Raw genomic sequence first — 14,182 nt, forward strand, 5'->3', positions numbered from 1 at the left:
CGCGGACACGCAATCGCCCGCACCGATCGTATCGGCCTCATTTAGCGTGCTGAAGAAAGAGCGCTCAGCCCTCGGTGCGCCTGGCCGGGGCGACGACCCGGATGACCGCGGAGTCGTCCCGCTCGCCCAGACCCTGGGCCTGCCCGAGGAGGAACAGTTGCTCGGCCGCGGCGGCAACGGGGGAGGCGAGCCCCGCGGCGCGCGCCGCCGTGCCGACGATGCCGAGGTCCTTCACGAAGATGTCGAGTCGGCTGAGCACCTCGGCGCCCTCCTCGTCGTAGGCCTCGAGCATCCGCGGCCCGCGGTTGGACAGCATGAACGACCCGGCCGCTCCGGCCTCCAGGGCGGCGAGCGTCGTCGCCCGGTCGAGCCCGAGCGCGTCGGCGAGCGCCAGTGCCTCCGCCGCGGCCGCGATGTGCACGCCGCAGAGCAGCTGGTTGACCGTCTTCAGCGCCTGCCCGTCGCCCGGTCGGCTGCCGACGACCGTGAGGGTGGAGGCGAGCAGCTCGAGCACGGGTCGCGCCTTCTCGAGTGCCGCGGGCTCGGCGCCCACCACGATGAGCAGGTCGCCCTGCCCGGCCCGCACCGGGCCGCCGGAGAGCGGGGCGTCCACGAGGGCAACGCCGTGCCTGCCGAGTGCCTCGACGGTGGGTGCGATGGCGTCGGTTCCGACCGTGCTCGTGAGGATCACGACCGCGCCGGGAGACAGCACCTCCGCGACACCGCTGGCCCCAAACAGCACGTCCTCGAGCTGCGCCGAGTTCCGCACGGCGAGCAGCACGGCGTCCGCGCCCTCGGCGGCGGCCCTGCCGGAGTCGAACCCGGAGATGCCGGCGTCGACGGCGAGCTGCAGGCGGTTCTCGGCCGGGTCGAAGCCGTGGACCGTGAGCTCGCTGGCAAGGCGGGTGGCCATGGGGAGGCCCATGGCGCCCAGGCCGAGCACGGCGACGGTGTACGAGGCCGACGGCCGGCCCGAGGGGCCGGGGGCGGACGACGAGGGGACGGACATGGGGGATCTCCGATCAGCCGGAAGCGGGGTGGATCAGGACGGGGTCGTGGTGCTCAGGGTCCGCACGACGTCGAGCAGGGAGCGGTCGTCGCCCACGTTGCCCGCGAACACGATGTAGGGGATGCCCCGGGCGGGGCCGTCGACCGGCTGCCACAGCGAGACGATGCCGGGCAGCATCGGCCCCCGCACCACCCCGTGCCGGATCTCGAGGCCGTGGGCGGCGACGTCGGACGAGGTGATGCCGCCCTTCGCGATCACGAAGCGGGGCGGTCGCGCCGCGAGGGTGCGCCGCACGACGTCGACGACGGCGGCGGAGACGGTGCGGGCGATTCGCAGGCTCTCCGCGGGGTCCTCGGTCTTCACGAGCAGGCGGCTGGTGTGCAGCACGACGTCGCCGTCGGCCAGGGCGTCCACGACGGTCTGGACGGTGGTGGCGACGTGGGCGGATCCGGATCCGGCGTCGGCGTCGGCGTCGAGCAGGCGCTCCACGTCGAGCTCGACCACGCGGGCGCCCCGGTGCTCCGCCACGAGGACGCCGAGCTGGCGCGTCGTGAGGCCCACGTGCGAGCCGACCACGATGAGGCCGCCGCCGGGTGCCGGATCCGTGCCGGCGTACGCGTCGGCCGCCGTGAGCGGCGCGCGCTCCTCCTGGCCGATGCGCGCCCGCACGAACGGGGGACCCACCCGGTACAGCAGCCGCTTGCCCCGGCGCTCCGCCTCCGCGAGGCCGAGGGCGAGCGCCCGCAGGTCGTTCTCGGTCACGGCGTCCGCCACGACGGGCGTGGAGTCCGCGGCGGACGACACGGCGTCCGCGATGCCGGCCGCGCCGCCCCGGATGATCGCGAGGTCGAGCACGATCACGGACCCGGCGGGGAAGCGGCCCGCGGACTTCTCCTCCACGTACTCGGCGAGGGCGGACGAGCGGAAGCCGAACGTGGCGTCGCGGGCGAACTCGGTCTCGGCGACGGGCACGAGCCCGCCCGCCTCGCGCATGTAGTGCACCCCGCCGATGGTCACCCGCCCGGCGTCGGGGAACGCGGGGACGATCACGACGCCGTCCGTGCGCTCGCCGGTGACCTCCCGCACGGTGTCGGCGAGCACGTCCGGCTCGAGCGGGAAGTGGCCGCGCAGGGTCGAGTCGCTCCGGCTGACGAAGCCGAGCTCCGTGCCGGTCTCGCCGGCGGCGGCGAGGGCGCTCCGGACAACCTGCCTGTTCCGCTCCGCGGTCTCGGCCGGGTCGAGGCTGCGGGTGTTGGTGAGCACGTAGATCGCGGGAGCGGCGCGGCCGTCGATGCGGTGGGTCAGCGCCCAGCGGAAGTCCTCCGGCTCCCACCGGGTGAGCACGGGAAGGTCCGCCACGGACTGGGTGCCGGTGGGGTCGTCGTCGAGGACGACGAGCACGCGGCCCGAGGCGGAGACGGACGCGGCGACCTCGGCCGGATCGACCGGCACCTCCGCCGGGAATCCTGCCAGAAGTTCCGACTCATCAATCACGGGGTGCCCCTCCGTCGCGGCGAACGATGCGGGAAAAAGTTCTTCCGGCGCGGCCATCCTACGGCGGTGATGCGGAGTAACCTCTGGCCCAGTCGAAGGAGACTCAAGGAGACGCCATGTCCGTGATCGTGATCCATTCCGACGCCGGCCCCCGTCTGCAGGGGGGTGTGCAATGACCTCGCCGCTGAACACCGACGGCACGATCGACGAGCTCGGCACGCGCACCCTGAAGAAGGTGCGGCGCCGGCTCATGCCGCTCATCGTGCTGCTCTACTTCATCGCGTACCTCGACCGGAACAACGTCGGCTTCGCCAAGCTGACCATGAGCGAGGACATCGGGCTCAGCGAGGCCGCCTACGGCCTCGGCGCCGGCATGTTCTTCATCGGCTACGCCCTGCTGGAGATCCCGAGCAACGGCGGCATGTACAGGTTCGGCGCCCGGCGCTGGATCGCCCGCATCCTCATCTCCTGGGGCATCTTCGCCACGGCGATGGCCCTTGTGAACGGCGAGCTGACGTTCTACATCATCCGCTTCCTCCTGGGGGCGGCGGAGGCGGGCTTCTTCCCGGCCATCCTCTTCTACCTCACGCTCTGGTTCCCCGCGGCGCAGCGCGTCGCGGTGCTCGGCATCTTCATCCTCGCCCAGCCCATCTCGAACGCGCTCGGCGCCCCGGTGTCCGGCCTGCTGCTCACCATGGACGGGATCCTGGGGCTGCAGGGGTGGCAGTGGCTGTACATCATCGAGGGCATCCCGGCGATCCTCCTCGGGATCTTCGCGCCCCGGCTGCTCACCGACCGGCCGAGCGACGCGCACTGGCTGGCGCCGGACGAGCGGCAGTGGCTGACCCGGGTGATGGACGCCGAGCTCGCCGCGAAGCAGTCCAGGGGCAAGCACAACTTCCTGCAGGGCCTCAAGGATCGCCGCACCATCGTCTACTCGGCCCTCTACTTCGGCCTCGTCTGCGGCATCTACGGCCTCGGACTCTGGCTCCCCACGATCGTGGCGGCGCTCGGCGAGTTCGGCTCCGTCCAGATCGGTTTCATCGTGATGATCCCGTACGTGGTCGCCGCCTTCTTCGTCTACTACTGGTCACGTCGGTCCGACCGGACGGGGAACCCGGCCTGGCACACGAGCGTCAGCATGGTCATGGCCGCGATCGGCCTGGTCGGCGCCGGCTACCTGCTCGACGTGAGCGCCGTCCTCGCCATGGCCTTCCTCACGCTCGCCGCCATGGGCATCTACTCCGCGATCGCGCCCTTCCTCTCCATGCCGTCCGCCGCCCTCACCGGCGCGGCCGCGGCCGCCGGTCTCGCCATGGTGAACTCGCTGGGCAACCTCGGTGGCTTCGTGGCGCCGTACGCGGTGGGCATCTTCAACGACGCCACCGGGAGCAACCAGAGCGGCCTCGTCTTCCTGTCCGTCGTGCTGCTGATCACCAGCATCGCGACCTACCTGTACGCGCGGAAGCGCCCCGAGGGGAAGTCGCAGCCCGGCATCCTCGTCGAGCGGCACGAGCCCGCGCCCGAGTCCGGCCTGGGAGGCTAGAACATGATCCAGATCCCCCCGTTCCCCGAACAGCGCACCGCGGTCCTGACCGGCGCGGGCTCGCCCCGCGGCATCGGCCGCGCGACCGCCGACCGCCTGGCGAGCCAGGGCTGGTGCGTCGCCATCCTCGACATCGACGGCGACGCGGCCCGCCAGGCGGCCGAGGACATCGGCGCCCGGCACGGCGTGCAGACGCTCGGCGTTCAGGCCGACGTCTCCGACCAGGCCTCGGTCGACGCGGCCGTCGCCGAGATCGAGTCCTCGTTGCCGCCCGTCGTGGCCCTCGCCAACCTCGCCGGCATCAGCTCTCCGACCGAGTTCCTTGACGAGACGCTCGAGGCCTGGGAGCGGGTGTTCCGCATCAACATGACGGGTACCTTCCTCGTGACGCAGCGCGTCATCCGCGGCATGGTGGAGCGCGGGCTCGGCCGGGTCGTCAGCGTCTCGTCCATCTCGGCGCAGCGCGGCGGCGGCACCTACTCGAAGGTCGCCTACAGCGCATCGAAGGGGGCGATCATCGGGTTCACCCGCGCGCTCGCCCGCGAAATGGGGCAGCACGGCATCACCGTCAACTGCGTCGCGCCGGGTCCTGTGGACACCGACATCATGGGCGGCACCCTCACCGAGGAGCGCAAGGACGCCATGGCGGCCGACATCCTCGTCGGCCGGGTCGGCACCGTGCACGACATCGCCGCCCTGCTCGCGTTCCTGGTGAGCGAGGACGCGGGCTACATCACCGCGGCGACCTACGACATCAACGGCGGACTGCAGGTGTCCTGAGGCCTCGCGTCTCGTGAGGCTGGCAGGATGGAGGGGTGAGCGACAGCAGTGCACGCAGCCCGATTGCCGGCGACGACGCGGTGAGTGGGGGAGCGACCCGCGGGAGCGAGAAGGCGCCCATCGTCGTGATGGGGGTGTCGGGATCCGGCAAGTCCACCGTGGGGAAGGCCGTCGCTGATGCGCTCGGTCGCACGTTCGTCGACGGCGACGGCCTGCACTCGCCGGAGAACCGGGCGAAGATGGCGTCCGGCGTGCCGCTGACCGACGAGGACCGCTGGCCGTGGCTGGACTCGGTCGCCGGCGTGCTCGCATCCCTCGACGACCAGGGGAACCACCCGGTGGTCGCCTGCTCCGCGCTCCGCCGCGCCTACCGCGACCGGCTCCGGGCCGCGACGCCGGGCATCGTCTTCCTGCACCTGCACGGGTCGCCCGCGCTGCTCGCCTCACGGCTGGGGCCGCGCAAGCACGAGTACATGCCCGCGTCCCTGCTGGCGTCTCAGCTCGACACCCTGGAGCCGCTGGCCCCGGACGAGCAGGGCGTCGTGGTGGACATCGCGCCGCCGCCCGCGCAGGTCACGGCCGCGGCGCTCCAGGCCCTGAGCCACTAGCACCCGACGGCCGCCGCCGGCCGGGAAGCCGACCGGGAAGCCGGCCGGGAAGCGCCGACGAGACGGACGCCGATCGGCCGAGCACCGAGCGGCCCGCTCAGCGGCCGAGCGGCTCCGTGGCTTCGTGGCTCCGTGTAGACTTCAGGATTGAACTTCGGCGAGGGACGCCCGAGGCGGTGCACAGCCGCCCCGACGGGTGTCCGTGATCGACGCGGTGGCGAGGCTCGCAGTCTTTCCTCACGCGCAAGCGTTCGAGTTGACCAATCCATCTATGCGGGCCCGCGGGCTCGCCAAGGAGTGTAAGAACCATGGCAAACGACAACCGTCTCGTCGCCGAGCAGCGCGAGAAGTTCGGCAAGGGCGCGGCCCGCAAGCTGCGCGCCGCCGGCAAGATCCCCGCCGTCCTCTACGGCCACGGCACCGAGCCCCAGCACCTCACCCTTCCGGGCCACGAGGTCATGCTGATCCTGCGCAAGGCGAACGCCGTGCTCGAGCTCGACATCTCCGGCGCCAACCAGCTCGCGCTGGTGAAGGACGTGCAGAAGGACCCCGTGCGTCAGATCATCGAGCACGTCGACCTCGTCGTCATCCGCGCCGGTGAGCGCGTCACCGTCGACATCCCCGTCACGGTCGAGGGCGAGCCCGCGGGCGACGGCGTCGTGACCGTGGAGAACACCACGCTGTCGATCGAGGCCGAGGCCACGCACATCCCCGAGCGACTCATCGTCAGCGTCGAGGGCCTCGCCGAGGGCTCCCACCTGCTGGCCTCGCAGGTGAAGCTGCCCGCCGGCTCCACCCTGCTCACCGACCCCGACACGCTCGTGCTCGCCGTCTCCAGCGGCGAGATGGACACCGAGACCGACGCCGGTACGGCTGAGGCCGAGGGCGACGAGGGCGTCGAGATCGAGGGCGAGGGCGGCGCCGCCAACGACGAGATGGTCGACGCGGACACCGAGAAGCCGACCGAGTAGTCTCGCCGCTTCCCGCGGAAGACGCTCACGTCTCGCGAGCCTGCCGGAACCGTCCACGGACGTTCCGGCAGGCTCGTTCCGCGTGCGGATGCAGAATCCGTGTGCGCGGGAGCAGAGGAGGAGAGAAGCGATGGAGAACAACACCTGGCTCGTGGTGGGCCTCGGCAACCCCGGACCCGGCTACGCGGGCAATCGCCACAACGTGGGCCAGATGGTGCTCGCCGAGCTCGCCGACCGGCTGCGCGCGACGTTCAAGTCGCACCGGACGAACGCCACGGTCGCCGAGGGGCGCACCTTCGCCGCGGGACCGAAGCTCGTGCTGGCCAAGCCCAACACCTTCATGAACGTCTCCGGCGGCCCCGTCGCCAACCTGCTCCGCTTCTACTCGCTGCAGCCGGACCGCCTCATCGTCGTGCATGACGAGCTCGACATCCCGTTCGACACGCTGCGCCTCAAGTTCGGCGGCGGGCACGGCGGCCACAACGGCGTGCGCGACATCATCGCGGCGGTCGGCACGGGCGACTTCATCCGGGTGCGCGTCGGCGTCGGCCGGCCCCCGGGCCGCCAGCCCGCCGCCGACTTCGTGCTGCGCGACTTCTCCTCGACGGAGCGCCAGTCGCTGCCGAACGTGCTCGCCGACGCCGCGGACGCGGTCGAGCAGATCGGCGCCGAGGGCCTCACCGCGGCTCAGCTGCGCTTCCACACCGCGGCGGGGTAGGAAAAGCCCACGGCTAGTCGACGCTAAGCAGGTCGTTCTCCTCGATCAGCTTCCGGGAGAGCACCTTGTAGCCCTCCTGCTCGAAGAAGACCGTGATGCGGTCCTCCTCGTGGCGCATCACGACACCGGGACCCCACTCGCGGTGCGTCACCGCGGCCTGCAGCGGATAGTCGTCGTCGCCCGCCTCCTCGAGCGCCTGCTCCTCGGTCGCCGGGACCTCGCCGCGGTCCAGCGGCGCCGGATCCTCGACGCCGAGCACGGTGGCCGCCTCGACGCGCGCCTCGCAGGTGTCGCAGTTGCCGCAGTCCGTGAGCCGCTCCTCGCCGAAGTAGCCGAGGAGGAACGCCCGACGGCAGTCGCGGGTCTCGGCGTACGCGCGCATCATCTCGAGCCGGCTGCGCTCGATGCGCTCGCCCTCCTCCGCGGCCTGGCGGGCGCGTTCCGCCGCCTCGTCGGCGCCCACCGGGTCGACGATGCTGACGCCCTTGCGGCCGGTCGCGACCACCCCCGCGTCGGCGAGCAGGTTCACGGGTCCGGTGACGGACCGGGTGGCCAGCTCGAGCTCGCGACCGATCTCCGCCGGCCGCACCGGACGCCCCGCGGCCTCGACGGCCCGGTACACGTTGCGGAGCCTGCCGCGATCGGCCGTGCGGGCGGTGAAGAACTTCTGCAGGGCCAGGTCCTCCGGCCGGTAGTGCAGGGCCGCGACCGCGGGCTCCCCGTCCCGGCCCGCCCGGCCGACCTCCTGGTAGTACTCGTCCACCGACTCCGGCACCGCGGCGTGCACGACGAAGCGCACGTTCGGCTTGTCGATGCCCATTCCGAATGCGGACGTGGCGACGACGACGTCGACCGTGTCCTCGTGGAACGCCTCGTGCACCTCCGCGCGCGCCTTCGCGCTCAGTCCGCCGTGGTACGCGGCGGTGCTGATGCCCCGCTCGGCGAGTTCCTCCGCGAAGACCTCGCTGGCCTTGCGGGTGGCGACGTAGAGCAGCCCGGGCTTCGGCAGGTCCGCGACCTGATCGAGCACGGCGGCCCGCTTCTCGCCGTCACTCTCGTGCCGCGCGACGTCCAGGCGGATGTTCGGCCGGTCGAACCCGCGGGTGAGCACGAGCGGGTCGTCCAGGCCGAGGCGCTCGGCGATCTCCCGCCGCACGGGGGAGGACCCGGTCGCCGTGAGCGCGATGACCCGCGGGCGGCCGAGGCGCTCGATCGCCGGTCCGAGGAACAGGTAGTCCGGACGGAAGTCGTGGCCCCACGAGGAGACGCAGTGCGCCTCGTCCACCACGAACAGGGCGACGCCGATGCCCTGCAGCCGCTCGATCACCTCGTCCTTGGCGAGCTGCTCCGGCGCGAGGAACGCGATGCGGGGCCCCTCGCCCTCGAGGATGCTCCAGGCCTCGTCGAGCTCCGCCGCAGTCCGGTTCGAGTTCAGGGCGACGGCGGGAGGGGCGTCCGGCGCGTCGGCGAGGCCGGCGACCTGATCCTCCTGCAGCGCGATGAGGGGGGAGATCACGAGCGTGAGGCCATCGAGCAGCGCGGTGGAGAGCTGGTAGATCGCGGACTTGCCGTACCCGGTGGGCATGACGCCGAGCACGTTGCGGCCGGAGAGCACCGCCTCGACCGCCTCGAGCTGCCCGGTGTGCAGGTCGTCCCAGCCGAAGGACTCCCGCGCGATCTTCTCGATCTGCCGGCGATCGGACTGCCGGCGATCGGACTGCCGGCGGTTGGAGCGGGCGTCGGTGGTGCGGTCTGCGGTGGTCCTCGTCACTCGATCCAGTGAAACAGGGCGAACCTGGAAGGACTCGGGGCTTGCAGAGGCGCCCGGCCCGGGCTAGGGCGGGCGCACCGTTCGCTGCCAGCGTGCCTTCCTGGACCGCGCTCGCGGGCGGGACGCGGGTGGGGGCACGTAGGCTTGTGCAGTGATTCTCCAGGGCCTGCTTCCGGCGTTGTGCCGCGCCTCCACGTTCGACGCCGCCCTCGCCTCGTCCCACCGGGACGCGGACTTCTCGCTCACGGACGGGCTCCGGGCGCCGCTGCTCGCCGCGCTCCTCGGGCGACGCGGCAGCGGCGCGCGCGACGGGGATCCGGCCGTGCCGGCGTCGCTGTTCGCGATCACCGCGACGGGCCGCGAGTCCGAGTCGTTGCGGGCCAGCCTTGCCGCCGTGGCGCCCGAGGCCGAGATCGTGGAGTTCCCGGCCTGGGAGACCCTGCCGCACGAGCGGCTCAGCCCGAGCGCGGAGATCGTCGGGAAGCGGCTGCGTGCCCTCCGCAGGCTGAAGGAGTGGGACGCCGCCCGCCTCCAGCAGGGCACCGCCGCGGCCGACGCCGCAGCGCGCCCGCTCGTGGTCGTGGCGTCCGTGCGCGCCGCCCTGCAGCCCGTCGCGTCGAACCTCACCGACCTGGATCCCGTGCTGCTGACCGTCGGCGGTCGCGGCTTCGACCTGTCCGCGCTGTCCCGCGACCTCATCGACCTGGCCTACGCGCGCGTCGACATGGTGACGCGCCGAGGCGAGTTCGCCGTGCGCGGCGGCATCCTCGACGTCTTCCCGTCGTTCGCCGACCACCCCGTGCGCGTCGAGTTCTTCGGCGACGAGGTGGACCAGATCCGCGAGTTCTCCGTCGCCGACCAGCGCTCGCTGCCGACGGACCTGACGTCGGTCGAGCTCGCCCCCAGCCGCGAGCTGCTGCTCACCGCCCCCGTCCGCCAGCGCGCGCGGGAGATGCGCGACGAGTTCCCCAGCCTGCGCGGCATGCTCGAGAAGATCTCCGAGGGCATCCCCGTCGAGGGCATGGAGAGTCTCGCGCCGGCCCTCGTCGAGCGGCTCGTCCCGGTGACGCACTACCTGCCCGCGGACACCGCGATCGCCGTCATCTCGCCGGAGCGGGTCGCGACCCGCGCGGTGAGCCTCGCCGAGACCAACCGGGAGTTCCTGTCCGCGGCGTGGAGCGCCGCCACGGCCGGGGCGGAGTCGCCCATCGACCTCGCATCGGGCGACTTCCTCAGCCTCTCCGACCTCCGCGCGACGAAGCGCGATCGCCCGTGGTGGACGCTCAGCCAGTTCCAGGCGACGGACGTGCTGCCCGAGGAGCTCGAGATCGACGAGATCCTCACCGTCCGCATCGACGCGGACCCCGTGCCCAGCTTCCAGGGCAACGCGATGGGCGCCATCGAGCACGTCGCCGAGCGGCTGCGCGCAGGCTGGACCGTCGGCGTCGTCGCCCGCGGCGCCGGCCTGGTGGAGCGGGCCGCGGACGTCCTCGGCGAGCACGAGCTGCCCGCCCGCATCGTCGAGGACTTCCCGGTGGAGCCGGAGCCCGGCATCGCCTACCTGGTGCAGGCCGGGCTCGACTCGGGCTTCGAGCTCGCCGAGACGAAGCTCGCCGTGCTCACGGAGGGCGAGTTCTACGGGCGGTCCGCCGGATACGACTCCCGCCAGGTCAAGAAGCTGGCCACCCGTCGCAAGAACGTCGTCGACCCGCTGCAGCTGAAGCCGGGCGACTACGTGGTGCACTCCACCCACGGCATCGGCAAGTTCCTCGAGCTGACGCAGCGCGAGGTATCCACGGGTGGCCGCAATGCCACGAAGCACAGCCGCGAGTTCCTCGTGCTCGAGTACGCCCCGAGCAAGCGCGGCTACCCGGGCGACAAGCTGTACGTGCCCACGGACCAGCTCGATCTGTTGAGCCGCTACGTCGGCGGCGAGGCCCCGTCCCTGTCCAAGATGGGCGGCAGCGACTGGGCCGCCGCGAAGGGCAAGGCCCGCAAGGCCGTGCGCGACATCGCGGTCGAGCTCGTGAAGCTCTACTCCGCGCGAATGGCGAGCAAGGGGCACGCGTTCCCGCCGGACACCCCCTGGCAGCGCGAGCTGGAGGAGGCGTTCCCCTTCGTCGAGACGCCGGACCAGCTGCAGGTCATCGACGAGGTCAAGGCCGACATGGAGCGGCCCATCCCCATGGACCGGCTGGTCTCCGGCGACGTCGGCTTCGGCAAGACCGAGATCGCCGTCCGTGCGGCGTTCAAGGCCGTGCAGGACGGCAAGCAGGTCGTCGTGCTCGTGCCGACGACGCTGCTCGTGCGCCAGCACCTCGAGACGTTCACCGAGCGCTTCGCCGGCTTCCCCATCCACATCCGGCCGCTCAGCCGGTTCCAGACGGACCGGGAGACCCGCGAGACCGTCAAGGGGCTCGAGGACGGGTCCATCGACATCGTCATCGGCACGCACCGCCTGCTCACCGACAAGATCTCGTACAAGGACGTCGGCCTCGTCATCATCGACGAGGAGCAGCGCTTCGGCGTCGAGCACAAGGACGCGCTGAAGAAGCTCAAGCACAACGTCGACATCCTCGCGATGAGCGCGACCCCGATCCCGCGCACCCTCGAGATGGCGGTGACCGGCATCCGCGAGATGTCGACGCTGGCCACGCCGCCGGAGGAGCGGCACCCCATCCTCACCTTCGTGGGCCCGTACAGCGAGCGGCAGGTGGCTGCCGCCGTCCGCCGCGAGCTGCTGCGCGAAGGCCAGATCTTCTTCGTGCACAACCGCGTGTCCAGCATCAACCGCATCGCCGCGCAGATCGCGGAGCTCGTGCCCGAGGCGCGCGTCGCCGTCGCGCACGGCCAGCTGCCCGAGCACGTGCTCGAGCAGGTCGTGGTCGACTTCTGGGAGCGCAAGTTCGACGTGCTCGTCTCGACGACGATCATCGAGACCGGCCTCGACATCGCGAACGCGAACACGATCATCATCGACCGCGCGGACAAGTACGGCCTCAGCCAGCTGCACCAGCTGCGCGGCCGCGTCGGCCGCGGGCGCGAGCGCGCGTACGCCTACTTCCTCTACGACGGGGACAAGCCGCTGTCCGAGACGGCGCACGACCGGCTGGAGACCATCGCCGCGAACAACGAGCTGGGATCCGGCATCCAGGTGGCGCTCAAGGACCTCGAGATCCGCGGCGCGGGCAACCTGCTCGGCGGCGAGCAGTCCGGGCACATCGCGGGCGTGGGCTTCGACCTGTACCTGCGCATGATCGGCGAGGCCGTCTCCGCCTTCCGCGGCGACGTCGCCGAGGGCCAGACCGAGCTGCGGCTCGAGCTTCCCGTCGACGCCCACATCCCCGAGGAGTACGTGGACAGCGAGCGGCTGCGGCTCGAGGCGTACCAGAAGCTGTCGACCGCGAGCGCGCCGACCGCAGGCGACGACCAGATCGACCGGGTGCTCGAGGAGCTCACCGACCGTTACGGCGAGCCGCCGGAGCAGGTCGTGAACCTCATCGCGGTGTCGCGGCTGCGGCGGATGGCGCAGAAGGCGGGCCTGTCCGAGGTCGTGGCCATGGGGCCCAACCTGCGCGTCGGCCCGGCAGACCTGCCGGACTCCGTGCAGGTGCGGCTGCGCCGCATGTACCCGGGCGCCAAGCTGTTCGCCCAGACCAGCGTCATCGCCGTGCCGATGCCGAAGGTGCACGGGGAGCCGCTCGGCGATGCCGAGCTCATCGCCTGGGTGAACCAGCTGCTCGAGGCGATCTTCGTGCGGGAGCCCGCCGCCGCCTCCTGATCGGACGAAACACCGGCTCGCGGGACTGGCAGAGTGGTCGCATGACCGATGCCTCCACTCCGTCCGACGTTCCCGGCGCCGAGAGCGAGCCCCGCGAGCAGAGCAGGCTCGACGAGCTCGTGGCCGTCACGGCCCGGCTGCGCGGTCCGGGCGGCTGCCCCTGGGACGCGGACCAGACGCACGAGTCGCTCGTGCGCTACCTCGTGGAGGAGACCTACGAGCTCATCGACGCGATCGAGACCGGCGACCGGGACGCCATGCTCGAGGAGCTCGGGGACGTGCTCTACTCGGTGCTGTTCCACGCCGACATCGCGGCGCACACCCCGGGGGAGGCATTCGACATCCAGGACGTCGCAGCGCACATGACGGCCAAGATGGTCGGCCGCCACCCGCACGTGTTCGGCGACGTCGAGGCGCGCACCGCGGACGACGTCGTGGGCTTTTGGGACGAGCTGAAGGCGCGGGAAAAGCCCGGCCGCACGAGCGTGCTCGACGGCATCCCTCAGGGGATGCCGGCCCTCGCGCTCGCCGACAAAGTGCTCGGGCGCGCCCAGAAGGTCGGGCTGCTCGACGACGGACCGGCGGCCGTTCCGGTGAGCACCGAGGACGAGCTCGGGCCGCTGCTGCTCGCCATCGTCGCCTCCGCCCGGGCCAACGGGCTGGACGCCGAGCGCGCCCTGCGCACGACGCTGCGCGGTCTGCAGGACGAGATCCGGGAGGCCGAGGCCGCCGCGACGGACGGCGTGGACGCCGCCGATGCGGGCGTCATCGGGGTCGTGGCAGGGGACCGCCCCGAGCCGGCCTGAGCGCCACCTGGCCACATCGCGGCCGATTCTAGGGTTGAGTGGAAGTGCACTTGATCCATCCCGTGAGGAGCACCAATGGCGAGGAAAGCGAATCCGAACCGACGGATCGTACTCCTCGACGGCATCACGGAGGCGCTCTACACCCGCCCCATCGGTGAGATCTCCTTCCGCACGCTCGCGGAGTCGCTCGGGGTGAGCACCTACACGCTCGTGTACCACTTCGGCACCCGCGAGGAGCTGCTGCAGGCGATCCTGCAGTCGATCACCGACCAGCAGACGGTCGCCCTGAAGCTCGTGGACGCGGAGCTGCACACCGTGGACGACCTCGTCGCCCACCTCGAGCACGCGTTCGACGTCATGGCGGACCCGGAGAACCGGCAGCTGCAGCGAATCGAGATCGAGGCCGCCATGCTCGGCGTGATGTCGCCGGACCTGCTGCCCGACGCCCGCAGGACCTTCGACACCTGGCTGCAGGTGATCAAGTCCGGCCTGACCGAGATCGGGCTCCCCGACGACAGGGCCGACATCGCCGCGCGGATGCTCGTCGACGGCATGTACGGCATCAAGTACGACCTGGTGTTGACGGCCGACGTCGAGCGCGCAACGGATGCCTTCCGCACCCTTCTCGACCGGTCCCGCCTTGCCCTGGGCGACGCCACCCGCCGCGACGCCTGATCGGGCCTCGCCCGTGTGGCCGG

The 14,182-nt window shown here is 71.7% G+C and carries 11 protein-coding genes; 8 read left to right on the forward strand and 3 right to left on the reverse strand.

Translation table 11 applies throughout. The features are described from left to right. Positions 1-64 precede the first annotated feature (64 nt). Together DAI20_RS08725 and DAI20_RS08730 are read right to left on the reverse strand one after the other, a co-directional pair. Positions 65-1,009 carry an NAD(P)-dependent oxidoreductase gene (locus tag DAI20_RS08725; protein ID WP_108250177.1) on the reverse strand — a complete coding sequence of 315 codons (945 nt, stop codon included), beginning with the start codon at positions 1,007-1,009 and terminating at the stop codon, positions 65-67. Positions 1,010-1,042: 33 nt separating this feature from the next. Then, positions 1,043-2,503 carry a four-carbon acid sugar kinase family protein gene (locus DAI20_RS08730; RefSeq protein WP_108250178.1) on the reverse strand — a complete coding sequence of 487 codons (1,461 nt, stop codon included), beginning with the start codon at positions 2,501-2,503 and terminating at the stop codon, positions 1,043-1,045. A gap of 172 nt (positions 2,504-2,675) precedes the next feature. On the opposite strand from DAI20_RS08730, the gene DAI20_RS08735 reads away from it, so the two are divergent. The 5 genes from DAI20_RS08735 to pth all read left to right on the forward strand — a co-directional run bounded on the left by DAI20_RS08735 (position 2,676) and on the right by pth (position 7,126). Further along, entirely contained in the window at positions 2,676-4,049 is a 1,374-nt protein-coding gene (locus tag DAI20_RS08735; RefSeq protein WP_108250179.1) for an MFS transporter, read from the forward strand. 3 nt (positions 4,050-4,052) lie between these two features. Continuing rightward, on the forward strand, positions 4,053-4,829 hold the full coding sequence (locus tag DAI20_RS08740) for an SDR family NAD(P)-dependent oxidoreductase (protein WP_108250180.1): 777 nt from the start codon (positions 4,053-4,055) through the stop codon (positions 4,827-4,829). Positions 4,830-4,864: 35 nt separating this feature from the next. Continuing rightward, on the forward strand, positions 4,865-5,437 hold the full coding sequence (locus DAI20_RS08745; protein WP_240605981.1) for a gluconokinase: 573 nt from the start codon (positions 4,865-4,867) through the stop codon (positions 5,435-5,437). 308 nt (positions 5,438-5,745) lie between these two features. Further along, positions 5,746-6,408, forward strand: coding sequence for a 50S ribosomal protein L25/general stress protein Ctc (locus DAI20_RS08750; protein WP_108250181.1), 663 nt, complete (start codon positions 5,746-5,748; stop codon positions 6,406-6,408). Between the two features lie 130 nt (positions 6,409-6,538). After that, positions 6,539-7,126 carry an aminoacyl-tRNA hydrolase gene (gene pth, locus DAI20_RS08755; RefSeq protein ID WP_108250182.1) on the forward strand — a complete coding sequence of 196 codons (588 nt, stop codon included), beginning with the start codon at positions 6,539-6,541 and terminating at the stop codon, positions 7,124-7,126. Between the two features lie 13 nt (positions 7,127-7,139). Here the strand turns inward: pth and DAI20_RS08760 are convergent, their stop codons facing one another. Continuing rightward, the gene (locus DAI20_RS08760; RefSeq protein ID WP_205781398.1) at positions 7,140-8,897 is read right to left on the reverse strand and encodes a RecQ family ATP-dependent DNA helicase; all 1,758 of its coding nucleotides are present in this window, start codon (positions 8,895-8,897) and stop codon (positions 7,140-7,142) included. A 151-nt stretch (positions 8,898-9,048) separates the two neighbouring features. Between DAI20_RS08760 and mfd the strand changes: the two genes are divergently transcribed. The 3 genes from mfd (at position 9,049) to DAI20_RS08775 (ending at position 14,159) form a co-directional block, all read left to right on the forward strand. Then, positions 9,049-12,678, forward strand: a complete 3,630-nt coding sequence (gene mfd, locus DAI20_RS08765; RefSeq protein ID WP_108250184.1) for a transcription-repair coupling factor — start codon at positions 9,049-9,051, stop codon at positions 12,676-12,678. Positions 12,679-12,719: 41 nt separating this feature from the next. Continuing rightward, complete coding sequence (locus DAI20_RS08770) at positions 12,720-13,484, forward strand: nucleoside triphosphate pyrophosphohydrolase (protein ID WP_108250185.1); 765 nt, start codon at positions 12,720-12,722, stop codon at positions 13,482-13,484. Positions 13,485-13,559: 75 nt separating this feature from the next. Next, complete coding sequence (locus DAI20_RS08775) at positions 13,560-14,159, forward strand: TetR/AcrR family transcriptional regulator (protein WP_108250186.1); 600 nt, start codon at positions 13,560-13,562, stop codon at positions 14,157-14,159. Positions 14,160-14,182: the final 23 nt, after the last annotated feature.

The sequence above is a fragment of the Planctomonas deserti genome (assembly GCF_003067705.1).
In the GTDB taxonomy this organism is placed as follows: Bacteria; Actinomycetota; Actinomycetes; order Actinomycetales; family Microbacteriaceae; genus Planctomonas; species Planctomonas deserti.

Coding starts and splice junctions, on each gene's coding strand:
- DAI20_RS08770 (WP_108250185.1), top strand. CDS start 12,720: ATGACCGATGCCTCCACTCCGTCCGACGTTCCCGGCGCCGAGAGCGAG.
- DAI20_RS08725 (WP_108250177.1), bottom strand. CDS start 1,009: ATGTCCGTCCCCTCGTCGTCCGCCCCCGGCCCCTCGGGCCGGCCGTCG.
- DAI20_RS08750 (WP_108250181.1), top strand. CDS start 5,746: ATGGCAAACGACAACCGTCTCGTCGCCGAGCAGCGCGAGAAGTTCGGC.
- DAI20_RS08775 (WP_108250186.1), top strand. CDS start 13,560: ATGGCGAGGAAAGCGAATCCGAACCGACGGATCGTACTCCTCGACGGC.
- DAI20_RS08735 (WP_108250179.1), top strand. CDS start 2,676: ATGACCTCGCCGCTGAACACCGACGGCACGATCGACGAGCTCGGCACG.
- pth (WP_108250182.1), top strand. CDS start 6,539: ATGGAGAACAACACCTGGCTCGTGGTGGGCCTCGGCAACCCCGGACCC.
- DAI20_RS08740 (WP_108250180.1), top strand. CDS start 4,053: ATGATCCAGATCCCCCCGTTCCCCGAACAGCGCACCGCGGTCCTGACC.